This window comes from Candidatus Pelagibacter communis (assembly GCF_001180205.1).
Classification (GTDB): Bacteria; Pseudomonadota; Alphaproteobacteria; order Pelagibacterales; family Pelagibacteraceae; genus Pelagibacter; species Pelagibacter ubique_O.
In genome coordinates this window covers 1-24,853 of record NZ_CVSU01000092.1, presented here as the reverse complement: position 1 = coordinate 24,853, position 24,853 = coordinate 1, and the positions used below count along the sequence as shown (strand labels likewise).

Below are 24,853 nucleotides of genomic sequence, written 5' to 3'. Positions count from 1 at the left end.
TATTAATGAATAAAAAAAAATTTACCTATAAAAAAAGTGGAGTTAATATTAAAGCGGCAGATAAGTTTATTGATTTCATTTCTACATTTTCAGCAAAAAAAAGAGGCAAAAAAAAGTTCTCTAATATAGGAGGGTTTGGTTCAATAACAAATATACCAGGTAATATTAAACAACCTAGAATCGTTGCTTGTACTGATGGTGTTGGAACTAAAGTTGAAATTGCTAATACATTAAATAAATTTGATACTATTGGTATTGATCTAGTTGCTATGAGTGTAAATGATTTAATTGTTCAAGGAGCTAAACCTTTACTTTTTTTAGATTATATCTCAATAAATAAAATTGATCTTAAAAAACTTAAAGCAATTATAAAAGGGATTAATAAAGGCTGCAATCAATCAGAGTGTGAACTTGTTGGTGGAGAAACTGCTGAAATGCCAGGTACTTATGAAAAAGGTAAATTTGATATCGCAGGTTTTGCTGTAGGAGTTGTAGGAAAGGATAGAATTTTAAATAAAAATAAAATAAAAAAAAATAATCTTATAGTTGCAATTCCTTCTAGCGGTTTACATTCTAATGGGTATTCTCTTGTAAGATATTTACTAAAACAAAAAAAAATAAATATTAAAAAAAATAAATTTTTAAAATCTGAGCTTCTCAGACCAACTAAAATATATGTTAAAGAAATAATGAATTTAATAAATAACAACTTAATCAATGGCTGTGCAAATATAACTGGGGGAGGTTTATCTGATAATATTAAAAGAATTATACCAGATAAACTCTCTGCATATATAAATTTAGATAAAATTAAAACTGCTAAAATATTTAATTGGCTTAAAAATAATGGAATTTCCGATAAAGAAATGCTTAAAACATTTAATTGTGGAGTTGGTTTTTGTCTTATTGTTGAAAGTAAAAATTTAAAAAAAATAAGTAAATTTTTTTCAAAAGAATACAAACCATATGTTATTGGAAAAATTTTAAATGGTAAAAACAAAGTTAGGTTAAATGGTTGTATCAACTGGTATTAATAGAGTTAGAACAGCTGTATTTATTTCAGGAACAGGTACTAATTTAAAATCTTTAGTTAAATTTTCTAAAACTAAATTATCTCCTATATCAATTAACTTTATTTTTTCAAATAACTCTAAGGCAAAGGGTTTAAATTATGCTAAAAAAATTAAAATTAAAAAAAAGGTTTTAAATTTTAAAAATAAAAAATTAAGTGAAAATAAGCTACTTGCTATCTTAAAAAAAAATAATATTGAAATGATTTGTCTGGCTGGATTTATGAAAATTTTGTCAAAAAATTTTATTAAAAAATTTAAAGGAAAAATTCTAAATATACACCCATCTTTACTGCCTAAATATAAAGGATTAAATACTCACCAAAGAGTATTAAATAATAAGGAAAAATACTCAGGATGCACTGTTCATTTTGTAAATTCTAAATTAGATTCTGGAAAAATTATTCTACAAAAAAAAGTCAAAATCTCAAAAAAAGAAACTGTAGTTTCTCTTGCTAAAAAAATTTTAGTTCAAGAACATAAATTGTACCCAAAGGCTATATTGAAAATTTTTAATTATTAAAGAAAAAATCTATTTCAATTTTAGCATTTTCAATACTATCTGATCCATGCACAGAATTTTTATCTATTGAAATTCCATATTTTTTTCTAATAGTGCCTTCTTCTGCATTTTTTGGATTAGTGGCACCCATTAATTCTCTATTTCCTAAAACTGCATTATCTTTTTCAAGAACCATCACAACAATTGGGCCCGATGATAGATAATTACATAAATCATTATAAAATGGCTTGGTTTCATGTACTCTATAAAATTTTTCAGCTTCTGATTTTTCAATTTGGATTTTTTTTTCTTTTAAAATTTTAAAACCATTAGTTTTAAACATCTCTTTGATTTCATTTTCTAGATTTCTCTCAACTGCATCTGGTTTTATAATTGATAAGGTTTTTTCTAAATTACTCATAATGGTCCTCTATTAGTTTGTTTAATAATCTCACTCCATAACCTGTTGCACCACCAGAATTTAATGCTCCACCATATTTTGAAAAAGCCATTCCAGCTATATCCAAATGTGCCCAAGGAGTTTTGTTTAAAATAAATCTTTGTAAAAATTGAGCAGCGGTTGTTGATCCTGCTCCTCCAACATAATTGATATTTTGCATATCTGCATTTTTAGAGTCAATTAATTTATCAAAATTTTTATTTAATGGCATTCTCCAAACTTTTTCTTCTACACGCTCTCCTGCATCAATTAATTGTTTACTTAATTTGTCATCATTTGAAAATAAACCTGCATATTCAGAACCAAGAGAAACAATGATTGCACCAGTTAAAGTTGCAAGATCTACTATAAATTTTGGTTTAAATTTTTCTTCTGTGTAAGTTAATGCGTCTGCTAACACCAATCTTCCTTCTGCATCCGTATTTAATATCTCAACAGTTTTTCCACTATAAGACTTCACAATATCTCCTGGTCTTTGTGCGTTTCCTCCTGGCATATTTTCAACTAAACCAACAACACCTACTGCATTTACTTTTGCTTTTCTTAAGGCTAAACTTTTCATTAAACCAACAACAACAGCAGATCCAGCCATATCATATGTCATGTCCTCCATGAACTTAGCAGGTTTTAAAGAAATACCTCCTGTATCAAAACAAACTCCTTTTCCAACAAAAGCCAGAGGTTTAGATCTGTCTTTTAAACCATTCCATTCCATAGTTACTAAATAGGATCCTCTAATACTTCCTTGACCTACACCTAACAATGTATTCATTCCTAGTTTTTTTAATTTTTTTTCATCATAAATGACTATCTTTAGTCCATATTTTTTTAGAGATTTTAATCTTCGCGCATATTCATCGGGATGTAAAACATTTCCAGGCTCAGACACCAAGTCTCTAGTGAAAAAAGTACCTTCCTCTATAGAATTGAATTTAACTTGATCCCTAGTAGAAGTTTTATTTTTACCAATAACATTTACTAAAAAATTTTTCTTATTTTTTTTAGATTTATATTTTTCAAATTTATAAGATTTCAATCTCATTCCATGCAAAAAGTATCCAACAGAATTTTTTAATCTGTTAGGTATTGTGTCTGAATTTAAAACAAATTCATTTTGACTATTTTCTTTGAACAAGTCATAAAATTTTGCACCTAAATTTTCTAAATCCGAACTTGTAATATGTTTTTTTAATGAAATTAAAATTATTTTTCTTTTTGAGTTAATATCAAAAATTAATATTTTTTTCTTAAGATCTTTAGTTTTTATAAGATCCTTAATATAAGAAAATTCTGGTTTTGAAAGATACTTTTTTGAAGTTAAAATATTAAATTTTTCATCAATAAATAATAATAAATTAGAGGAGTTTCTTTTTAATGAACTGTTTTTATAGTTAATTACGATTGGCATAAATTTTAAATACACTCTATAAGAGTAGAGTGGTATATATTGTCAAAATTAAGATTTTTCAATGAAAAAGATATTGTATAGAAAATTGCTATTAGACTATATGAGCTTTTTTTTAATAGCCCTAATAAGCTCAAGTACAATTATATGGGTTTTTCAGGCGGTGAATTTTCTAGATATAATGATTGAAGACGGTAGAGACTATATGGTTTATATAAATTACTCACTGTTAAATTTTCCAAAAATATTAAGTAAATTATATCCTTTTGTACTATTTTTTAGTTTATTTTATGTATTATCTAAATATGAACTTAATAATGAATTAATTATTTTTTGGAATTTTGGGGTTGATAAATTTCAGTTTGTAAATTTCATTCTTAAAGTATCGCTCTTTTTATTTTTTATTCAAATTATATTTACAAGTTTTGTAGTACCTAAATCTCAAAATGTTGCTAGATCTTTTTTGAGAGATTCAAATGTTAATTTTTTAGGAAATTTTATTAAACCAAAAAAATTTAACGATACTATAAAGGGTGTAACAATATATAGTGAAAAAAAGGATGAAAATGGTTACCTTTATAATCTCTTTATCAAAAAAGACATTAGTAGAGAAAACTTTGAAATTACTTATGCAAAAAAAGGTATTTTTACACAAGCAAACTCTAATCCATTATTGATTCTCTTTGATGGCGAAACAATATCAAACAAGAATAGAAAAATAACAAATTTTAGTTTTTCAAAGTCAGATTTTTTATTAGGTAATTTAAAATCAAATACAATCACAGTTAAAAAAACACAAGAATTATCCACGTTAGATATTCTGCAATGTATAGTGCACTTATATAAAATAGATTTTGATTTATTAAAAAATAAAAATCTACAAATTAATAATTGTAGAGAAAAAAATTTAATTAATATTTTAAAAGAATTTTACAAAAGATTAATTATACCAATTTATATACCAATTTTAATGTTAATTCCTTATTTTTTAATATTGTCCTCAAAAGAGAATAGTAATTATTCTAAATTAAAACTTCTTACTTTTTTAACTGGGGTGATGACAATTATTTTTTCAGAAACAACTATAAGATTTATATCCTTTGAATTAATAAAGAATTCATTATTATTGGTTTCTCCATTTTTAATATTTGTTTTTTTATATTTGTTATTTTTTTTCAAGCTTACATTTAAATTTAAAAAGATATGAGTACATATATAAAGTTTTTTATTACTCTTTTTTTTAAGTCACTTTTATATGTTCTTTCAGTTATGATTTGTTTAGTTTTTATTTTAAACCTATTGGGTGAGTTAGAATTTTTTAGAAATACTAATGCTGATATTTATTTTACATTATTTTTAGCATTCATAAATTCTCCTTCAATGATATTTGAGATGTTTCCGTTTATTTTTTTAATAACATCACAGTTATTCTTTATAAAGTTGTTGAATAACAACGAGCTAGACACATTAAAATATTCAGGTTTAACAAATTCAAAAATTTTGGGCATATTAACTACTGTATCATTTTTTTCAGGTATATTAATTGTGTTGGTATTTTATAATTTTTCATCAAATCTCAAAAATATTTACCTAGAACTAAAGTCTCCATTTACAAATGATGGAAAATATCTTGCGGTGGTTACAAAAAATGGTTTGTGGATTAGAGATAAAGTTGGAGAAAATACCATTGTTATAAATTCATCAAAAATAGATAATAATTATTTAATAGATAATTTTATAACTATTTTTGATGACAAATATAATGTTTTAAAAAATATAAACAGTAACAAGATAGATATTACAAATTATGAATGGTTGGTTTATGACCCGAAAATTTATAAAAAAAATAATTATGAAAATAAAGAATTTATAATTTTAAATACAAATTTTAATTATAAAAGAATTCAATCTTTATTCTCTAATCTCACTTCTTTAAGCGTTTTTGAGCTTTATGAGCTTAGAGAAAATTATAAGAAATTAAATTACTCTATAACAGATTTAGATCTACAATTATTAAAATTAGTTACTAATCCATTTTATTTAGTTTTGATGAGCTTGTTTTCAGGAGTATTAATGATTAAAATTAAGAAGGTAAGCAGTACAGCAATGAAAATTTCTTTTGGATTGTTTTTTTCTGTAGTTATTTATTATATAAACAATTTTTTCTTTGTTTTGGGTAGCACAGAAAAACTATCAATAATATTTTCAATTTTTACTCCTCTAATAATGCTTACTTTTATAAATATTTTTATGCTAAATAGAATCAATGAAAAATAATTTTTTTTCAAAAATTTTTTGGATTTTTATCTTGTTTGCACTTTTACCTTTTAAAAGTAATGCAGAACAATTTAATTTCAAAGTAAGTGAGATTGAAATTTTAAATAATGGAAATCTATTTAAAGGTCTAAATAGAGGAATAATAGAGACAGATAATGGGTTAATTATTGAAGCTAATAAATTTGTTTATGACAAATTACAAAATATACTTAATGCAAGTGGAGAAGTGAATGTAAACGATACAATAAATAAATATAATATATTTTCTGACAAAATTACTTATAAAAAGAATGAAGAAGTTATATTTTCTACTGGCAACTCAAAAGCAATAGATAATAATCAAAAAATTATTAAAGCAGATAATTTTACTTATGATAAAAAATTAGACATTCTAAATGCTAAAAAAAATGTGTTTGTTCAGGATGGCATAAATAATTATGAATTAACTTCCGAAGAAATTACATATAACAAAAAAAAAGAAGAATTATTTTCTACTGGAAAAACTGAAGCAATAATAGAATCTAAATATAATTTTGAGGGTGAAAATATTCTATTTCTTTTAAAGTCAAAACAACTAAGTTCAGAGAGTAAAATAAAAATTAAAGATTCTAACTCGCAAATTTACTTACTAGATGAATTTCTTTATTTAATAGATGAAGAAATTTTAAAAGGCAAAAATATCCTCACAATATCCAACTATGGGCTGCCTAAGAGTGATAAAGCTTTTTTTTCTGAAGGTATAATTAATTTAAAAAAAAATAGTTTTGCTGTAAAAAATCCAAAAATTGAAATTCATAATGGTGTATTTGGTAATGAAGAAAATAATCCAAGAATATATGGAGTTTCTTCGACTGGTAATAATAATAAAACTACAATTAATAAAGCTATATTTACAAGCTGCAAAAAAGATGACGGCTGTCCTCCTTGGTCAATTAAAGCTGATCAGATAGAGCATGATAAAAACAAAAGACAAATAAATTATAAAAATGCCTTTCTGAATGTTTATGATATCCCAATATTATATTTTCCAAAATTTTTTCATCCAGATCCATCTGTTGAAAGACAATCTGGATTATTAAAACCAGCCTTAAATAATTCAAATCTTCTTGGAAGTTCATTAACAATACCTTATTTTAAAGTAATTTCTAAGAATAAAGATTTTACTTTTGCCCCAACATGGTTTGATAATAAAATATTAATGGCACAAAATGAGTATAGACAATCAAATGAAAAATCTAAGTTTATTGCGGATTTTGGTTTTGTTAATGGATACAAATCTTCATTAAGTAAAAAAAAAAATAATTTATCTCATTTGTTTGCAAATTTTGATTTAAATCTTGATCTAAAGGAGTTTGATTCAAGTAAACTTACAATGTCAATTGAACAAGTCTCTAATGATACTTATTTAAAAATATTTGATGCACATATAACAAAATCAATTTTGAGACCTGATAATTTTGATATTCTAAATAATAAACTTAAATTATCTTTGGATCATGAAAGATATAATTTTGAGGCTGGTATAGAGTCATATGAGGACTTACAACTGGAAAATAATGACAGATATCAATATGTTTTACCATACTATAATTATAGTACAATATTAGATAATCAATTTTTCAACAGCACTATTGGTTTTAAATCTTCAGGAAGCAATAATTTAAATAATACAAATGATTTAAAGACTAATATAATTAATGACATTAGTTTAAATTGGCAAAGTTATATTTCTAATTTAGGTTTTTTGAATAGCTATAGTGTTGATGTAAAAAATTTAAATTCATTAGGAAAAAAAAATTCAGAATATAAATCCTCTCCTCAAGTAGAATTCGTAAGCATATTTACAGCCAATACAAGTATACCTTTAATAAAAGAAGAGAAAAATTATACAAACTTTTTAACTCCAAAAGCATCGTTTAAAATAAATCCTAGCGATATGAAAAATTATTCTACATCTGACAAAAAAATCAATGTTGGAAATATATTTTCGAACAACAGACTCGGTTTTGAGGATACATTAGAATCAGGAAAATCTCTTACTTTAGGAGTCGACTATAAAAGAGAAAATAATGATTTAGACAAAATAAATAATTATTTTGAAGTTAAGCTTGCAACGGTCTTGAGAGATAAAATAGAGGATCATATCCCTAAAACAAGTACTTTAAATAAAAAAAATTCAAATTTATTTGGCTCAATTTCAAATAATTTTTCAGATCAATTGAAATTAAATTATAACTTTGCGATAGATAACGACCTGAATAAATTTGAATACAATGACTTTAATGCAACATTGTCAATTAATAATCTTGTTACTACGTTTAATTTCATAGAAGAAAATGGTGAAATAGGTGATACGAATGCTTTTGAAAATTCAATTAGCTATACATTTGATGAAAATAATTATTTATCATTTAAGACGAGAAGAAATCGAAAATTAAACTTAACTGAATATTATGATTTAGTTTACGAATATAAAAATGATTGTTTAACTGCTGGAATAAAATATAAAAAATCTTATTATCAAGATAGGGATTTAAAACCAACAGAAAATTTATTGTTTACTTTAACTTTATTTCCTTTAACAACATATGAATATGTTGCCGATGAGCTTCTAGAAAATTAAGTTTTTACATGAAAGTTAAACTGTTAATTATATTTATATTTTTAAATTTATTTAATATGTCCTATGGTAAAGAAAATAGGATACTTTTTAAAATAAATAACGAAATCATTACTTCAGTCGATATCCTTCAAGAAGTAAAATATTTATCAATTATTAATAAAGATTTTAATAAAACTGAAAAAAATCAAGCCATAGAAATAGCTAAGAATTCTTTAATAAGAGAAAAAGTTAAGCGTATAGAATTATTAAAATATCATGAAGTAATATCAATAGAGGAAAAAATTATAGAAGAAATAATTGTAAATTACTTTTCTCGTTTAAACATTAATTCTTTAGATCAATTTGAGGTTTACTTTAATCAAAAAAATATTGACACAGTATTGATTAAAGAAAAAATTGCTATTGAGATACTTTGGAATCAATTAATCTATAGAAAGTTTTTTGAGAAAGTTAAAATAGATGAAAATCGAATTAAAGTTAATTTAAGTAAAAAAGAAAATCAAAAAGAATTTTTGCTTTCAGAAATTGTGTTTGCTGTTGATAAAAATGAAAAACTTGAAGATAAATTAAATAAGATAAAAAAAACAATAAACGAAAAAAATTTTTCTCAAGCTGCGTTAATTCATAGTATATCTGACTCATCTAAAGAGGGGGGTAAGTTAGGTTGGATTAAAGAAACGGTTCTAAATAAAAAAATAAAGAAAGAGTTAAATAATATTGAAACTGGAATGTTCACAAATCCGATATTAGTTCCAGGTGGTTTTTTGTTATTATATATTGAAGATACTAAGATAAGCAAAGTACCTATAAATAAAGATAATGAAATAAAAAAAATTATAAACCAGCAAACAAATGAACAACTAAATAGATATTCAAATATTTATTTCAAAAAAGTTAAGAAAAATATTTTAATAAATGAATTCTAAATATATTTTAATTGTAAGTGGAGAACCAAATAGTATTTTCTCAGAAATACTTTTTAAAGCTTTAAAGAAAAAAAAATTTAAAAATCCAATTATACTTATTTCATCTAAGAAAATAATAGAACTTCAAATGAGGTACTTAAATTTTAAAAAGAAAATAAGAGTATTAGATTTTAGAAAATTAAATAAATATAAACTTGATAATAAATCAATTAATTTAATCAACGTTAATTATAATCAAAAGCGACCATTTGAAAAAATTACAACAAAGTCAAATAATTTTATTAGTGAATCATTTAAATTAGCAATTAAAATTGTAAAAAAATATAAAATTGTTAAATTTATAAATGGTCCAATTGTAAAAAAAACTTTTTTACAAAAAAAATATCTTGGCATTACAGAATATATTTCAAAAAAGTTTGATATTGTGAATAATGCAATGTTGATTTACAATAAAAATCTATCAGTTTGTCCTTTGACAACTCATCTTCCCTTGAAATCTGTAGCACGTAAAGTTACTAAAAAAAATATTCTTGATAAAACAGAGCTAATAAATAATTTTTATAAAAAGAGACTTAATAAAAAACCAAAAATTGCCATTCTAGGTCTTAACCCACATTGTGAGAGTATTAGTAAATTTAATGAGGACGAAAAAATCATTAAACCAGCTATCAAACAACTAAATAAAAAAGGGTTTAATGTTTCGGGACCTTTTTCAGCTGATACTTTTTTTATTAAAAAAAATAGAAAAAAATTTGATGTAGTTTTAGGAATGTATCATGATCAAGTATTAACACCAATAAAAACATTATATGAATATGATGCTATTAATATTACTTTGGGTCTACCTTTTATACGTATCTCACCTGACCATGGACCTAATGAAAAAATGCTAGGAAAAAATTTATCTAATCCCACAAGCCTAATTCAAGCAATTAAATTTTTGGATAAAAGTTGATAAAAGCTAAAAAAAGTTTAGGTCAAAATTTTTTAATTGATAAAAAAATTTTAAAAAAAATTACAGATACTACTGATATTGAAAATAAAATTATTCTTGAAATCGGTCCTGGTACTGGAAATCTGACTTCCTATATTCTTAAAAAAAATCCAAAAAAATTATTTGTTATCGAAAAAGATAATAAGCTTGCAAAAGATCTTGAAAATAAATTTAATAATCAGATAACAATTATTAATGATGATGTTTTAAAAATAAACGAAACCGATCTTTTCAAAGAGAAGGTAATAGTCTTTGGGAATTTGCCTTATAATATTTCAACTGAAATTCTAAGTAAATGGATAATAAATTTAAAGGAGAATTTTTGGTTTGAAAGTTTGATTTTAATGTTTCAAAAAGAAGTTGCTGATAGAATTATTGCTGAGTTTAATACCCCAAATTATGGAAGATTATCAATTATCTCTAATTGGAAATTAAATATAAAAAAAATATGTGATATCAAGCCTGAAGCATTTTATCCAAAACCAAAAATTGATAGTACTTTATTATACTTATTACCTAAGAAAAATTTTATTAAAATAAATGATCCTACTTATTTGGAAAAACTTACAAGAATTTTTTTTAATCAAAGAAGAAAAATGTTAAAAAAACCCTTTAATCAACTTTTTAATGGAGATCAAAAAGTTTTAGATAAGTTGAAAATTGATTTAAATTTAAGACCACAAAACCTTAATTTAGATACTTATTACAAATTAGCCTGTGAATATGAGAAATTAAGAGGTTAGTTTCTCAACATGACTTCTTATATAATCAGGATCATAATCTTTAGATCCATTGGTGATTACTGCATCTATTAAATTAATTATTTTTAAATAGCATTCATTTAAATCATTATTAATAACAACATAATCATAATTTATCCAATGCAAGACATCCCTTTCGAACTGTTTCATTCTTTCTTCAGCTATAAATTTGTCATTTGCGTGTCTTTTAGACAATCTTTCAAATAAAACTTCTTTACTTGGGGGAAGTATAAAAAAGGTAATTAGTTTATAATCTAGTTTTTTATTTTTAATTTGGTCGGCTCCCTGCCAATCAATGTCAAATAAAACATTCTTACGTTTATTTAATTTATCAATAACTGGTGTTCTCGTTGTACCGTAAAAATTATTGAAAACTTTTGCGTATTCAAGAAACTCTTCATTTTTAATAAGTCTTTTAAATTCTAACTCATCAACAAAGAAGTAATCCTCATTCTTCTTTTCATTAGGTCTTGGTTGTCTGGTAGTATGTGATATTGAAATTTCAAAATTATCTTCTTCAGACAATTTTTTAACTAAAGTGGTTTTACCTGCTCCAGAAGGAGAAGATAAGATTATCATTACTCCATCTTTTTCTGATGGCATTAAAATTTCTAGTTAGCTTTTCCTTCGATAAACTTAACTGCATCACCCACAGTTAAAATCTTCTCAGCTTCACTGTCTGAAATTTCAGATCCAAATTCTTCCTCAAAAGCCATCACTAATTCTACAGTATCCAAACTGTCAGCACCCAAATCATCAATAAAACTTGACTCCTCAGTTACTTTGGCTTCATCAATACCTAAGTGGTCTGCTACAATTTTTTTAACTTTACTTGAAACATCTTCTGACATATTGATCCTTTTTGTTATAGATTCTTAATAGTTTAAAAACCTATTTTGTCAAGCCATATACATGCCCCCATTAACATGCAAGGTCTCTCCATTTATATAGCTTGATTGACTTGAACATAAAAAAAGTACAGCATTTGCAATATCATCCGGTTCTCCAAGTCGTGCGGATGGTATTTTTGATATTATAGCCTCTTTATATTTATCATCTAATTTATCCGTCATTGCTGTTTTGATAAAACCAGGTGAAATACAATTTATATTTATATTTTTCTTAGCATATTCTATTGCCAAACTCTTAGACATTGCAATTATACCTGCTTTGGAAGCCGTGTAATTGGACTGTCCTAAATTACCTGTATGTCCAACAACTGAGGTAATATTAACAATCTTTCCTGATTTATTTTTAAGCATTTTTTTAATTGCTGATTTGCTCATTAAAAAAGTTGATGTTAAATTTACATCAATCACTTTTTTCCATTCATCCAGGCTCATCCTTATTGCTAAATTATCTTGAGTGATCCCTGCATTATTAACTATACAATCTAGACTGCCGCCAAGTTCTTTGGTTGCGTGTTCAACAAACTCCTCAATTTTATCACTTTGAGAAATATCAAACTTTAATATTTTAATATTTTCATATTTACTTTTTAGTTCCTCAAGTTTTTCTATTCTTGTGCCTGAAGCTAAAATATTTGCTCCAGCTTGATTTAATTTTTCAATTATTGAATTCCCTATTCCACCTGAAGCACCTGTAACGATAATATTTTTATCTTTTAAATCTGTCATATTTTAAGACCTTCAATATCACTTTGAGAATTAAGTGTGTCAATTTTAACATTTCTATTAATTCTTTTTACCAAACCTGACAAAACTTTCCCAGGTCCAATTTCTATAAAATGATCTACATCATTTTCTATCATATTTATTACACTTTCTCTCCATCTAACTCTATTCTCTATTTGCTTAATTAATAGATTTTTTAGTTCATCTGGGTCTTTGATTTCATTGGCAGTTACATTTGAAATCAATTTATTTTGACCATTTTTAAAATTAAGTTTATTTAACTCTTCTGTCATAATTTTTGTAGCATTATTCATTAGTTCACAGTGAAAGGGTGCACTTACAGGAAGTTTAATATTTTTAATTGAATTATCCTTTAAAATTTGAATCAATTTTTCTAAATCTTCAGTTTTTCCACTCAAAACAATTTGACCATCAGAATTGTCATTTGCAATTTGTGCTTTTAAATTTTCTTTATTTTCTGTCAAAATTTTTTCAATCACGTCAACTGTTGAGCCTAATGCCGCAACCATCCCTCCCTGTCCTTTAGGCACAGCGTTTTGCATTGCACCTCCTCTAATTCTTAGTATTTTTAAAGTATCTGAAAAATCTAAATATCCTGCGCATGACAAAGCTGAATATTCACCTAAAGAATGTCCAGCAAAGTACTTCGCTTTATTTAAATCTAAGTTAAATTCATTTTTTGCTAATTTAAATATTGAATAGCTTATTAGATATATTGCTGGCTGTGTATTGGCTGTTAAATCTAGCTCTTCTTTTGGTCCTTCTAGAATAAGCTTAGAAATAGAAAAATTTAGCGTGTCATCTGCCTGTTTAAAAAGGTCTTTTACTATATTAAATTTATCATAAATCTCTTTTCCCATTCCCACTATTTGAGATCCCTGACCTGGAAAAATTACTGAAAACATATAAAAAAAACTAATATTTTTGCCTTTTTAACTATTGTAATTGAACTTTTATAATAGTATATCCTCACTTTTTATTAAAGAACTTAAATGAATTTATACGAACATACTATTATAGCTAGACAAGATACTTCTCCGAGTGAATTAAAGCAACTTACTGAAAAATATTCTAAAATTGTTGAAAAAAATGACGGCGAAGTTGTTAAAACTGAAAATTGGGGATTACTAAATTTATCTTATCTAATTAAAAAGAATAAAAAGGGTAGCTACATACACTTTAAAATAAAAGGCAAAGGTAATGTTATCCATGAATTAGAAAAAAATGAAGCTATAGATAAAAAATTACTGAGATATCTGACAGTCAGAGTTAAAAAATTTGATTTAGAAACAAGCTATTTTGGAAAAAAAGATGATAGCGAAAAAAAAGAAAGTACTAAAAACTAATGCCAAAAAGACAAAGCGGAAATAAAAAAGGTAAACAAAGTAACTTTGCAAAATTGAGTATTTTTCAACCTAACAAATATAAATTTAAAAAAACTTGCCCATTATCAGTCAAAGGTGCTCCAGAGGTAGATTATAAAAATATTAAACTTTTAAAAAAATATGTATCAGAAAATGGTAAAATTCTACCTTCACGAATAACAAATGTTTCTCAAAAGAAACAAAGAGAACTTTCTCTTTCAATCAAAAGAGCAAGAAACTTAGCATTAATATAAATGAAAGTAATACTATTAGAAAACGTAAAGAGAATAGGGTCTATTGGTGAGGTAATAGATGTAAAAAGAGGATTTGCTAGAAACTTTCTAATTGCTAATAAAAAAGCTCTTTATGCATCAAAAGAAAATATAAAAGAAGTTGAAAAAATTAAAGCTGAATTATCTAAAAAAGATAACGAGAAGAAAAAAGAAGCCTCTCAAATTGCTGAACAAATTAATGGTAAAGAGTATTCTGTAAAAAAACTAAGTACAGAAAATAATGAATTATATGGTTCAGTTAAACCAACTGAAATTTCAAAACTTATTCAAGAAGAAAACAAAATTGATATAAAGCCTTCAACAATACAACCAGTTGAAGAAATAAAAGCTTTAGGAAAATTTAAAGTTAAAATTTCTTTACACTCAGAAGTTGATGCTGAAATTATAATCAATGTTTCTTCAGCCGATACTATTCAATAATTATACATTCTTTTCCCCAGTAGAAATATACAATTTGATTTAATTATTTTTCATGTAAATTTATTTTCATGGAAAACAATTTAAGTATAGTTAAAGATCAATTTAAAGAGTTGCCAAATAACATTGAGGCAGAGCAAGCAGTTATAGGATCTATTCTTGTAAGTAATGATATTTTTGATGAAATAAATACAATAATTTCAAGTATTAACTTTTATGATCCTATGCATCAAAAAATATTTGAGGCAATTGAAAGTCTTATCTACAAAGGAATGTTAGCTAACCCAATAACTTTAAAAAATTATTTTGAAGATGAAAAAGATGATATAAATGTTCCAGAATATTTAGTTAAAATTACAAAATTTTCTACATCAGTTAGACAAGCAATAGAATACTCAAAAATAATTTACGATATGTTTGTAAGAAGAGAATTAATAAAGATTTCTGAACAAACTATTGATAGTGCGAAATTGAATGATCTAGATACTAACGGACAATCTATAATCGAAAGTTCTGAGAAATTGTTATTTGATTTAGCTGAAAAAGGTTCTTTCAATTCCTCTTTAGTAAAATTTGATGAAGCAATGAAACAAACAATTGAAATGGCTTCAGCTGCCTATAAGAATGAAGAGGGAATCGTTGGTGTTCCAACTGGTTTAAGAGATTTAGATGATAAGCTTGGTGGTTTACATCAATCAGATTTAATTATTATCGCTGGTCGACCATCAATGGGTAAAACCTCACTTGCAACAAATATTGCATTTAATGCTGCTCAAAAACTACAAGAGACTGGTAGGAAATCATCCATAGCCTTCTTTTCACTTGAAATGTCTTCAGAACAATTATCTACAAGAATTATATCTGAACAAGCTAGAATTAGCTCTAATGATATTAGAAGAGGAAGAATATCTGACGATCAGTTTGATAAGTTTTTAGAAACATCAAAAAATATTTCTGAGTTACCTCTTTATATTGATGAAACTCCAGCAATAAGTATTGCTGCTCTGAGTAATAGAGCAAGACGAATTAAAAGGCTTTTTGGCCTTGATATGATTGTAGTCGATTATATCCAATTAATGAAAGGAACTACATTCAATAAAGATGGAAGAGTTCAAGAAATTTCACAAATCACTCAAGGACTTAAGGCAATAGCCAAGGAACTCTCTGTTCCTGTGGTTGCTCTTTCGCAGCTCTCTAGACAAGTAGAACAAAGAGATGATCATAAACCGCAATTAGCAGACTTAAGAGAATCTGGATCTATTGAACAAGATGCCGATGTTGTAATGTTTGTTTATAGAGAAGGATATTATTTGCAAAGAAAAGAGCCAAGAGAAGCAACAGTTGAACACGCTGAATGGCAAGCAAAAATGAATGAAGTTGCACATTTAGCTCAAATTATAATTGGAAAACAAAGACATGGTCCTATTGGTAATGTAACTCTCGAATTTGAGGAAAGATTTACAAAATTTAAGGATACTCAATTAAGTTAAATTCCAATATAAAGAGCTTGAATGATAGCTCATTTTTATCAAAACGTTATCCTCAAAAATCCAAGAGCAATATTTGTATTGTTAATTATTGCTATTTTAAGTTTTGGATACTCTTCAAAAAATTTTAGGCTAGATGCTTCATCAGAAACCCTATTAATAGAAGGTGATCCAGATTTAGCTTACTTGAAAGAAATCTCTGAAAGATATGGATCTAAAGAATTTTTAATTCTTACCTATACACCTAATGAGGGAATGATAACTGACTCATCGATTAACAACTTATTAAGTTTAAAATATAAAATTCAGAGCCTCAATTGGGTCCATAGTGTAATTACATTATTAGACATTCCACTTTTAAATAATTCAGAAGCTCCCCTTCAAGAAAGACTAGAAAGTTTCAAAACATTAAAAGATGAAGATGTTGATAGAGATCGAGGTTTTAAAGAAATTTTAAATAGTCCCGTTTTTCGAAATTTTGTCATTAGCAAGGATGGTAAAACCAGTGGAATTATTGTTAACATTAAACAATCTCAAAAATTAGAAGATATAGAAAATAAATCAAAAGAGGAAATTGAACTAATTAAAGATGAAATCAAAAAACAAAACCACCTGAATATTTTAGAAATTAGACAAGTTATTCAAAGTTATGGTGATGTTGGAAAGATTTATCTAGGAGGAATACCAATGATTGCTGATGATATGATGACCTTTATCAAAAGCGATATAATTGTTTTTGGTTTAGGAGTTCTATTATTTATAATTGCTACTTTATGGTTTGTTTTTAGAAACCTTCTTTGGATTGTGGTTCCTATAAGTAGTTGTCTTTTTTCTGTAACAATTATGATTGGATTACTTGGATTACTAGGATGGAAGGTTACAGTTATCTCATCAAATTTTATTGCACTGATGTTAATTTTAACAATGGCAATGAATATTCATATGAGCACAAGGTTTCTTCAACTTAAAAAAGATTTTCCATCAAAAAATAATTTTGAAATTATTTCCTTAACCACTTCAAAAATGTTTTGGCCAATTCTTTATACTGTCCTAACGACAATTTTCGCCTTCTTATCTTTAATTTTTAGTGAAATAAAACCTGTTATTGATTTTGGCTGGATGATGACCTTTGGATTGATTACATCATTTATCATTACATTTACTTTGCTACCTACCCTTTTAAACTTTGCACCTACAAAAAATATTTCAGTTAAAAAAGAACAGAAATCTAAAATTACAAATTTACTTAGTTTAATTTCTATAAATAATAAAAACTCTATTTTTTTAATAACTGGAGTAGTTGTAATTTTTAGCATTTTTGGAATAAGTAAGCTTGAAGTTGAAAATAGTTTTATAAATTACTTTGATAAGAATACTGAAATTTACAAGGGTATGAAGCTTATAGATGAGGAGCTGGGTGGAACCACTCCTTTAGAGGTTATTATAAAATTTCCTGAGAAAGAAAAGGTTAAAAAATCTGAAGAAGATGATGAATTTGAGGATTGGGGCGATGAGGAAGATAATGATGATGAAAAATACTGGTTTACCAAAGATAAAATTGATCTAATTACATCTGTTCATAATTACTTAGATAGCTTACCTGAAATTGGCAAAGTTCTATCTTTTTCATCTATTATTGAGGTTGCTACTCAATTAAATAATAATAAACCTCTAGGCACTTTAGAAATGGGAGTTCTTTACTCTAAAATTCCTCAGAGTATTAAAACTGAAATCATTGACCCTTATCTTTCTATCAAAGATAATGAGGCTCGAATTAGTTTAAGAATTATAGACTCGCAGGAAGATTTAAGAAGAAATGATTTAATAAATAAAATTAATTTTGATCTTGAAGATAAATTTGGTTTAGAAGAAAAAGATTATAAACTGGCAGGTGTATTAATATTATTTAATAATTTATTACAAAGCTTATTTAAATCTCAAATTTTAACATTAGGATTGGTTATGATTGGGATATTTTCAATGTTCATAATCTTATTTAGAAATATTAAGCTTTCATTGATTGGGGTTGTTCCAAATTTTATTGCTGCATTTTTTATACTAGGAATAATTGGATCGTTAGGAATACCTTTGGATATGATGACTATAACTATTGCAGCAATTACAATAGGAATTGCTGTAGATAACAGTATTCACTATATTTACAGATTTAAAGAAGAGTTTAATAAAATCAAAGATTATAACAAGACTTTAAAAACTTGTCATTCAACTGTTGGGGTTGCTATACTAAACACTTCAATTACTATTGTTTTTGGATTTTCTATTTTGGTGTTATCAAAGTTTATCCCAACAATTTATTTTGGTGTGTTTACAGGATTAGCTATGTTGTTAGCTATGATATCAGTATTGACTCTCTTGCCTTCATTAATTTTAATTATTAAACCTTTTGGCAAATCATCTTAATGTTAAAAATCATAAAAGATTTTTATATTGCAATATCAATAATTGATTTAATTTATTTAATTTTAACAATCCTTTCATTGATAAGTTGTTACAAAAAGGGTTTCATTTTAAGTATTCTCTCAATGGCTAAATGGTTGCTGGCTTACATAATTACATTAATTCTATTTCCAAAAATTAAACCCTATGTAAAAGACATAATTGATAATGAGTATGTGCTCGATGTTGGTTTAGGAATAGTAATATTTGTAATTGTTATCTTTTTGGTTTTATTGATTAATAAAGGAATCAGTAAAGCAGTCAGATATACGGGAATCGGTGGCTTAGATACGACGTTTGGATTCTTTTTTGGTTTCATAAGAGCTTACATTATTTCTGTATGTATCTTTTCAGGTGTTCATATTGTTTATAATTACGATAAATGGCCAATAAATTTTGGCAAATCATACGTCTTTCCATATTTAGAAAAAGGTAGTAGTTATCTGATAAAAGAATTTCCTAATGAAAAAACATATCAAGATTCTAAAGAAAAAATTACAGATCTATAATCCAAGACTAAAGGAAGAATGTGGGGTTTTTGGTATTAGCAATGCAAAAGATGCTTCAGCTCTAACAGCACTTGGGCTACATGCTCTACAACACAGAGGTCAAGAAGGTTGTGGAATAGTTACCTTTGATGGAGAAAAATATTATTCTGAAAAAAGATTTGGTTTAGTAGGTGATAATTTCAACAAAGAAAAAGTGCTTAACAATCTTAAGGGAAATTATGCGATTGGCCATAACAGATACAGTACAACTGGAAACAATATATTAAGAAACATTCAGCCTTTTTTTGCTGACACCAATGCAGGTGGTATTGGAGTTGCGCATAATGGAAATCTTACGAATTCAATTGCTTTAAGAAATAAACTAGTTGAAGATGGAGCTATATTTTACACTACTTCAGATACTGAAACGATTGTTCAATTAATTGCTAAATCAAAAAGGGCAAAAACAATTGACAAAGTAATTGATGCAATTTTTCAAATTCAAGGTGGCTATGCATTAGTGATGTTAACCCAAAACTCATTAATTGGGGTTAGAGATCCTTATGGCATTAGACCTCTGGTAATCGGTAAGCTTGGTAATAGTTATGTCTTGGCATCTGAAACTTGTGCATTTGATATAATTGGTGCAAAATATGTAAGAGAAGTTGAAAACGGTGAAATAGTTTTAATTGAAAATAATGAACTAAAAAGTATTAAACCCTTCCCTGCTAAAAAAGTTAGACCTTGTGTATTTGAATATATTTATTTTTCAAGACCAGACAGTTTGATTGGAGGAAAAACGGCTTATGAACATCGAAAAAATATTGGTATAGAACTTGCAAAAGAAAATGATACTGATGCCGATATAGTGGTTCCAGTCCCAGATTCTGGAAATGCTGCTGCTATGGGTTTTGCTCAAGAACTAAAAATTAATTTTGAACATGGGTTAATTAGAAATCATTATGTTGGAAGAACTTTTATTGAACCTAGTCAGAAAATTAGAAGCTTAGGAGTTAAATTAAAATTAAATGCAAATCAAACAACAATTAAAAATAAAAAAATAATTCTAATTGATGACTCTCTTGTTCGAGGAACAACGTCCTATAAAATTGTTAAAATGCTTTACGAAGCTGGTGCAAAAGAAGTTCATGTAAAAATTGCGTGCCCTGAAATAAGATACCCAGATTTCTATGGTGTAGATACACCAACAAAAAAAGAATTGTTAGCAGCAAATAAAACAAATGAAGAAATTTGTGAATATATTGGAGCTAAATCTTTAAGATTTTTATCAATTGAAGGATTGTATAAAGCTATTGGTTTTGAAAATAGAAATGAAACTTATCCTCAATTAACAGATCATTATTTCACAGGTGAATATCCTGTTAAATTAGTAGACGAATTAGGAGATAATAAAATAACCCAGTTATCTTTACTAAGCACTGGATCAAATAATTAAGTTATGAAAACAGTTAATTTTACTGAAATGAAAAATGGAACTAAGGAAGATTATGAGCTTCTTGAAAAATTTGAGAAAAACTTTGAAAGACAAACAGCTGAGAGAGTTTTAAATTATTTATCTAAACAAACTACTACTTTAGAAGGATACAAAATCACAAGACTAGAACACTCCTTACAAGCTGCAACAAGAGCTTTTAAAAATAAAGAAAGTGATGAAATGGTTGTTGCAACTTTACTACATGATATTGGGGATGATCTAGCGCCAATGAATCATTCTCAATATGCTGCATCAATTCTGAGACCTTATGTTTCAGAAAGAACTTATTGGATTATTCTTCACCATGGTCTTTTTCAAACTTATTACAGTGCGCATCATTTGGGTGGTGACAGAAATGCAAGAGATAAATTTAAAGACCACAAGTATTATCAAGACACGATAGATTTTTGTGAAAAATATGATCAGTGTTCTTTTGACCCTGATTACAAAAGTATGACTTTGGATGATTTTAAGCCATTAGTTAAAAAAATATTTGCAAAAGAGCCTTATTATTATCTTTAAATTTAGATATAAATCACTATTTACAGCGCATGATAGATACAAAAGAAAAAATTATTAATTATTTTAAATCAGGTATTAAAGAACCCAAAAATTTTAAAATCGGGATCGAGCATGAAAAGTTTTTATTTAACAATTCGGACAATAAAAGGATTGATTATTCAAAAATAAAAGAAATGTTTACAGCCCTGCTTGAATTTGGCTGGAATCCAGTTTTTGAAAAAGAAAATATCATTGCTCTTAATAAAGGTGGAAAAAATATAACTCTTGAACCAGGTAATCAGATAGAATTATCAGGAGATAAATTAAATCATATGCACGAAGCTTGTGCAGAGTCACAAGATTATTTATTTGAACTTAAACAGGTGACAAAAAAATTAGATATAAAAATTGTTAGCGCAGGATTTGATCCTATTTCTAAATTAAATGAAATCCCAGGCAACCCTAAGCAAAGATATGAATTAATGACTAAGGATATGCCTCTAGGTGGTGAACTTAGTTTAGATATGATGTATCGAACATGCGGTACACAGTTAAATATAGATTATAGTTCAGAAGATGATTTTATTAAAAAGTTTAGAGTAGCAAACTCAATTGTACCTATTGCAATTGCTTTGTTTGCTAATTCCTCAATTGTGGAAAAAAAAAATAGTAACTATTTATCTTATAGATCTAAAGTATGGCAAAGTACTTCTAGAGGTGGATTGCCTAAATTATTTTTTGAAAATATGAATTTTGAAAAATATGCTGATTTTGTAATTAACTTTCCTATATTATTTATACAAAATAAAGATCAGTATATTTCGGGTAGGAAATATATTTTAAAGGATTTTATGGAAGGAAAAATCCAAGAAATTGGGAATAGACTTCCAACTGAAGCAGACTTAACAACTCACTTAAGCACAATATTTACTGAGAATAGAGTTAAAAAATATATTGAATTAAGATCTATGGATACCTGTGGTTGGGATTGTTTGTGTGCGGGACCAGCTTTCAATATTGGAATGCTTTATGGAAATTTAGATGAAGTTCATGAACTAATTTCTAAATGGGATAAAGATAAAATAATCAATGCCTATTTAGAAGCACCAAAAAAAGGGTTTAATACTCAATTAATGGGTAAAGATCTTCTTTATTGGTCATCTATACTTTTAGAACTTTCAAGAAAAGGTTTAGAGAATAGAGATGTTTTAAGTAAAAAAGGTAATAACGAGACTATATTCCTTAATCATCTACAAAAAGTAATTGATAACAAGACAACAAACGCAGATCATATGATTAATAAATTTTCAAAAAACGAAAATTTAGACGAATTGTATGATAAATAAAATTGTTGCTGTTCAAGGAAACCATCCTTCTAGACTAAATCCTTTAACGGATACAAGTGTTTTTTTAGCAAACGAAATTCAAAACAAAAAATATAAAATTTTCTATTACGACCCAAAAGACTTATCAGTTGTTAATTCGGGAGTTACAGCTAAAGGTTTTTTTATTAAATTTAACTACAGCCAAAAGAAATTCTATAAAATCACGAAAAAACAAAATCTAGAATTAAGTAAATGTAAATTTATTCTAATTCGCCAAGATCCACCTTTTAATCTTGAGTATATTTCAACAACATACATTTTGGATACAATTAATACTAAAGTTAAAATAATTAACAACCCTACGTCTGTAAGGAATATTTCTGAAAAATTGTATTCATCTAAATATCAAAAATACATGCCAGCTACTATTTTTACTCAAAATATGGATGAAATTAAAAAATTTTTCAAAAAAAACAAAAAAGTCATTTTAAAACCCATCCATAGTTTCAGTGGAAATGATATTCATTTACTAACTAAGTTTAATTCAAAATTAGTAAATAAATTTATAAAAAAGCATGGTCATATCATGTGCCAAAAGTTTCTTCCTAAAATAAGTAAGGGAGACAAAAGAGTTTTTATTATTAATGGAAAAGTATGTGGTGCAATTTCAAGGGTTCCAAAGAAAAATTCAATTTTAAGCAATATGAGTAAAGGAGCAAAACCAACCAATATAAGATTAACAAGTAAAGAAATTAAAATTTCAAAGCTAATTGCAAAAGATTTAAAAAAAGAAAATATTTTTTTTGCAGGAATCGACTTTATAGATCAAAAACTCAATGGAGATATAAATGTTACATCTCCAACTGGACTTAAAACACTTTATGATCTATCGGGAAAAAATTTAGCTAAAACTTTTTGGAGAGAGCTAAAAGCGTGAAAAATCTAACTAATCAACAAAAAGGCTCTTTAATGGCATTTGTTGCTATTATGTTTATAACTCCTGACTCATTACTAATTAGATTATCAAATATTGATACTTGGGGGATGCTTTTTTATAGAGGAGCAATACCATTTTTTGTAGTTTTAGTAGGTCTTCTTTTATTTTATAAAAATAATTTCTTAAAAGCTTTATTTAAAATTGGTTATCCAGGTATTTTTTATGTAATTAGTTTTTCCATATGTAATATTACTTTTATTATCTCAATACAAAACACCAATGTAGCAAATACTTTATTAATGGTAGCTCTTGCGCCTATGCTATCAGCAATATTGGGAGCTATTTTCCTAAAAGAAAAACCTGATAATAAGACTTGGATCGCTATAATAATTACCTTTATTGCTTGTGTTTATATTTTTTACGACTCATTAAGTCTTGGTAATTTTTATGGTGATTTATTTGGCTTAATAACATCCTTTGGATTAGCCTGTAACGCAAACATAGCAAGATATGCAAAATCAACCGACTTAGTGCCTGCTGCTGTAATAGGAAAATCATGTGTTGCAATATTTGCCTTTTTCTTTGTAAAAGACTTTGCTTTAGTGGGAAATGATCTTTTTTATATACCTTTAATGTGTGTAATGTGCGTAGCTATACCATTTGTTTTGGTAACTATAGCACCAAGATTTATAACTGCTGCTGAAGTTAATCTTTTTTTTCTTTTAGAGACAATTCTTGGACCTTTGTGGGTTTGGATGGTAATAAAAGAACAGCCTTCTCCTGAAACGATCTATGGAGGCATTGTTATCATTATCACGATAGCAATTCATTCTTTACTAGCCATAAAAAAAACACAAACCAAAACTACCTAGCGAAGAATTATTAAATTTTAAAAACAAAAACATGCAAAAAGAAGTAAAAAAGTCTTGGGCTCTATTTATTGGGATAGGAGTAATGATGATTGCTCATGGATTGCAAATGCAAATAATGGGTATTCGGTCAGTATTTGAAGATTTTAGTGTTTTTACAACTGGTATCTTTATGTCAGGATATTATGTTGGCTACTTTATAGGCTCAAAAACTACTCCTAATTTTGTTTCAAAAGTTGGTCATATAAGAGTATTTGCTGCATTCGCTTCGCTTGCATCTTTGAGTGCTTTAGTAGCAGTTGTTTATGTAAATCCACTTATGTGGACAATTAGTAGATTTATAACAGGTATAAGTTTAGTTAGTTGTTATGTGGTTACTGAGAGCTGGTTAAACGATAGAGCAACTAATAAAAATAGAGGGCAACTTTTATCTGCATACATGATGGTAATTTATTTTGGTTTAGCTCTAGGTATGCTTCTACTTAATATAAGTAAATGCTGACCTAGAGCTAAACCAAAATAAATTACCATCATGTATGCAGATAAA

At 26.6% G+C, this 24,853-nt stretch carries 26 protein-coding genes; 20 read left to right on the top strand and 6 right to left on the bottom strand.

The features are described 5' to 3' along the window. Nucleotides 1-5 precede the first annotated feature (5 nt). Entirely contained in the window at nucleotides 6-1,034 is a 1,029-nt protein-coding gene (gene purM, locus AMO08_RS04000; RefSeq protein WP_075485409.1) for a phosphoribosylformylglycinamidine cyclo-ligase, read from the top strand. Further along, nucleotides 1,012-1,593 carry a phosphoribosylglycinamide formyltransferase gene (gene purN, locus AMO08_RS03995; RefSeq protein WP_075485407.1) on the top strand — a complete coding sequence of 194 codons (582 nt, stop codon included), beginning with the start codon at nucleotides 1,012-1,014 and terminating at the stop codon, nucleotides 1,591-1,593. The genes purM and purN overlap by 23 nt, the downstream gene beginning before the upstream one ends. On the opposite strand, the gene ndk is transcribed toward purN, so the two are convergent. After that, complete coding sequence (ndk, locus tag AMO08_RS03990) at nucleotides 1,583-1,993, bottom strand: nucleoside-diphosphate kinase (protein ID WP_075485405.1); 411 nt, start codon at nucleotides 1,991-1,993, stop codon at nucleotides 1,583-1,585. The genes purN and ndk overlap by 11 nt on opposite strands. Continuing rightward, entirely contained in the window at nucleotides 1,986-3,440 is a 1,455-nt protein-coding gene (locus AMO08_RS03985) for a leucyl aminopeptidase (protein WP_075485403.1), read from the bottom strand. The genes ndk and AMO08_RS03985 overlap by 8 nt, the downstream gene beginning before the upstream one ends. A gap of 61 nt (nucleotides 3,441-3,501) precedes the next feature. Between AMO08_RS03985 and AMO08_RS03980 the strand changes: the two genes are divergently transcribed. The 6 genes from AMO08_RS03980 to rsmA are packed head-to-tail and all read left to right on the top strand — an operon-like array spanning nucleotide 3,502 to nucleotide 11,000. Continuing rightward, nucleotides 3,502-4,644: an LptF/LptG family permease gene (locus tag AMO08_RS03980; RefSeq protein WP_075485401.1), complete on the top strand. Its 1,143-nt coding sequence runs from the start codon at nucleotides 3,502-3,504 to the stop codon at nucleotides 4,642-4,644. After that, nucleotides 4,641-5,714: an LptF/LptG family permease gene (locus AMO08_RS03975; protein WP_075485399.1), complete on the top strand. Its 1,074-nt coding sequence runs from the start codon at nucleotides 4,641-4,643 to the stop codon at nucleotides 5,712-5,714. The genes AMO08_RS03980 and AMO08_RS03975 overlap by 4 nt, the downstream gene beginning before the upstream one ends. Continuing rightward, nucleotides 5,704-8,337 (top strand): LPS assembly protein LptD, encoded by a 2,634-nt coding sequence (gene lptD, locus AMO08_RS03970; protein ID WP_082255021.1) that lies wholly within the window; start codon nucleotides 5,704-5,706, stop codon nucleotides 8,335-8,337. Before AMO08_RS03975 ends, lptD begins: the two co-directional genes overlap by 11 nt. Nucleotides 8,338-8,393: 56 nt before the next feature. Next, nucleotides 8,394-9,263: a peptidylprolyl isomerase gene (locus AMO08_RS03965; RefSeq protein WP_179850744.1), complete on the top strand. Its 870-nt coding sequence runs from the start codon at nucleotides 8,394-8,396 to the stop codon at nucleotides 9,261-9,263. Beyond that, the gene (locus AMO08_RS03960; RefSeq protein WP_075485395.1) at nucleotides 9,253-10,218 is read left to right on the top strand and encodes a 4-hydroxythreonine-4-phosphate dehydrogenase PdxA; all 966 of its coding nucleotides are present in this window, start codon (nucleotides 9,253-9,255) and stop codon (nucleotides 10,216-10,218) included. The genes AMO08_RS03965 and AMO08_RS03960 overlap by 11 nt, the downstream gene beginning before the upstream one ends. Then, entirely contained in the window at nucleotides 10,215-11,000 is a 786-nt protein-coding gene (gene rsmA, locus AMO08_RS03955) for a 16S rRNA (adenine(1518)-N(6)/adenine(1519)-N(6))-dimethyltransferase RsmA (protein WP_082255020.1), read from the top strand. Before AMO08_RS03960 ends, rsmA begins: the two co-directional genes overlap by 4 nt. Here the strand turns inward: rsmA and gmk are convergent. The 4 genes from gmk to fabD are packed head-to-tail and all read right to left on the bottom strand — an operon-like array spanning nucleotide 10,989 to nucleotide 13,578. Further along, on the bottom strand, nucleotides 10,989-11,621 hold the full coding sequence (gene gmk, locus AMO08_RS03950; RefSeq protein WP_075485393.1) for a guanylate kinase: 633 nt from the start codon (nucleotides 11,619-11,621) through the stop codon (nucleotides 10,989-10,991). The two genes, rsmA and gmk, sit on opposite strands and share 12 nt — an antisense overlap. 8 nt (nucleotides 11,622-11,629) lie before the next feature. Further along, complete coding sequence (locus tag AMO08_RS03945) at nucleotides 11,630-11,869, bottom strand: acyl carrier protein (protein ID WP_008544320.1); 240 nt, start codon at nucleotides 11,867-11,869, stop codon at nucleotides 11,630-11,632. 48 nt (nucleotides 11,870-11,917) lie between these two features. Then, a complete protein-coding gene (gene fabG / locus AMO08_RS03940; protein ID WP_075485391.1) occupies nucleotides 11,918-12,655 on the bottom strand; it encodes a 3-oxoacyl-[acyl-carrier-protein] reductase in 738 nt (245 codons plus the stop codon). Then, nucleotides 12,652-13,578 carry an ACP S-malonyltransferase gene (gene fabD, locus AMO08_RS03935; protein ID WP_075485389.1) on the bottom strand — a complete coding sequence of 309 codons (927 nt, stop codon included), beginning with the start codon at nucleotides 13,576-13,578 and terminating at the stop codon, nucleotides 12,652-12,654. The genes fabG and fabD overlap by 4 nt, the downstream gene beginning before the upstream one ends. 87 nt (nucleotides 13,579-13,665) lie before the next feature. Here fabD and rpsF point away from each other — a divergent pair, with 87 nt between their 5' ends. From rpsF to AMO08_RS03875, 12 genes are all read left to right on the top strand, one after another. Continuing rightward, entirely contained in the window at nucleotides 13,666-14,019 is a 354-nt protein-coding gene (gene rpsF / locus AMO08_RS03930) for a 30S ribosomal protein S6 (protein ID WP_075485387.1), read from the top strand. After that, nucleotides 14,019-14,291 (top strand): 30S ribosomal protein S18, encoded by a 273-nt coding sequence (gene rpsR / locus AMO08_RS03925; RefSeq protein WP_075485386.1) that lies wholly within the window; start codon nucleotides 14,019-14,021, stop codon nucleotides 14,289-14,291. Before rpsF ends, rpsR begins: the two co-directional genes overlap by 1 nt. Further along, nucleotides 14,292-14,750 carry a 50S ribosomal protein L9 gene (gene rplI, locus AMO08_RS03920; RefSeq protein WP_075485381.1) on the top strand — a complete coding sequence of 153 codons (459 nt, stop codon included), beginning with the start codon at nucleotides 14,292-14,294 and terminating at the stop codon, nucleotides 14,748-14,750. A gap of 68 nt (nucleotides 14,751-14,818) precedes the next feature. Then, entirely contained in the window at nucleotides 14,819-16,237 is a 1,419-nt protein-coding gene (locus AMO08_RS03915) for a replicative DNA helicase (RefSeq protein WP_075485379.1), read from the top strand. 21 nt (nucleotides 16,238-16,258) lie between these two features. After that, nucleotides 16,259-18,655 (top strand): efflux RND transporter permease subunit, encoded by a 2,397-nt coding sequence (locus tag AMO08_RS03910; protein WP_075485377.1) that lies wholly within the window; start codon nucleotides 16,259-16,261, stop codon nucleotides 18,653-18,655. After that, nucleotides 18,655-19,200, top strand: a complete 546-nt coding sequence (locus tag AMO08_RS03905; RefSeq protein ID WP_075485375.1) for a CvpA family protein — start codon at nucleotides 18,655-18,657, stop codon at nucleotides 19,198-19,200. The genes AMO08_RS03910 and AMO08_RS03905 overlap by 1 nt, the downstream gene beginning before the upstream one ends. Beyond that, entirely contained in the window at nucleotides 19,154-20,635 is a 1,482-nt protein-coding gene (gene purF / locus AMO08_RS03900) for an amidophosphoribosyltransferase (RefSeq protein ID WP_075485364.1), read from the top strand. The genes AMO08_RS03905 and purF overlap by 47 nt, the downstream gene beginning before the upstream one ends. A 3-nt stretch (nucleotides 20,636-20,638) precedes the next feature. Continuing rightward, the gene (locus AMO08_RS03895; RefSeq protein WP_075485363.1) at nucleotides 20,639-21,196 is read left to right on the top strand and encodes an HD domain-containing protein; all 558 of its coding nucleotides are present in this window, start codon (nucleotides 20,639-20,641) and stop codon (nucleotides 21,194-21,196) included. Nucleotides 21,197-21,225: 29 nt separating this feature from the next. Beyond that, on the top strand, nucleotides 21,226-22,521 hold the full coding sequence (locus tag AMO08_RS03890) for a glutamate--cysteine ligase (RefSeq protein ID WP_075485360.1): 1,296 nt from the start codon (nucleotides 21,226-21,228) through the stop codon (nucleotides 22,519-22,521). Continuing rightward, nucleotides 22,511-23,437, top strand: coding sequence for a glutathione synthase (gene gshB / locus AMO08_RS03885; protein WP_075485358.1), 927 nt, complete (start codon nucleotides 22,511-22,513; stop codon nucleotides 23,435-23,437). Before AMO08_RS03890 ends, gshB begins: the two co-directional genes overlap by 11 nt. After that, complete coding sequence (locus AMO08_RS03880; protein WP_075485356.1) at nucleotides 23,434-24,309, top strand: DMT family transporter; 876 nt, start codon at nucleotides 23,434-23,436, stop codon at nucleotides 24,307-24,309. Before gshB ends, AMO08_RS03880 begins: the two co-directional genes overlap by 4 nt. A gap of 31 nt (nucleotides 24,310-24,340) precedes the next feature. After that, complete coding sequence (locus AMO08_RS03875; protein ID WP_075485354.1) at nucleotides 24,341-24,808, top strand: MFS transporter; 468 nt, start codon at nucleotides 24,341-24,343, stop codon at nucleotides 24,806-24,808. Nucleotides 24,809-24,853 lie beyond the last annotated feature (45 nt).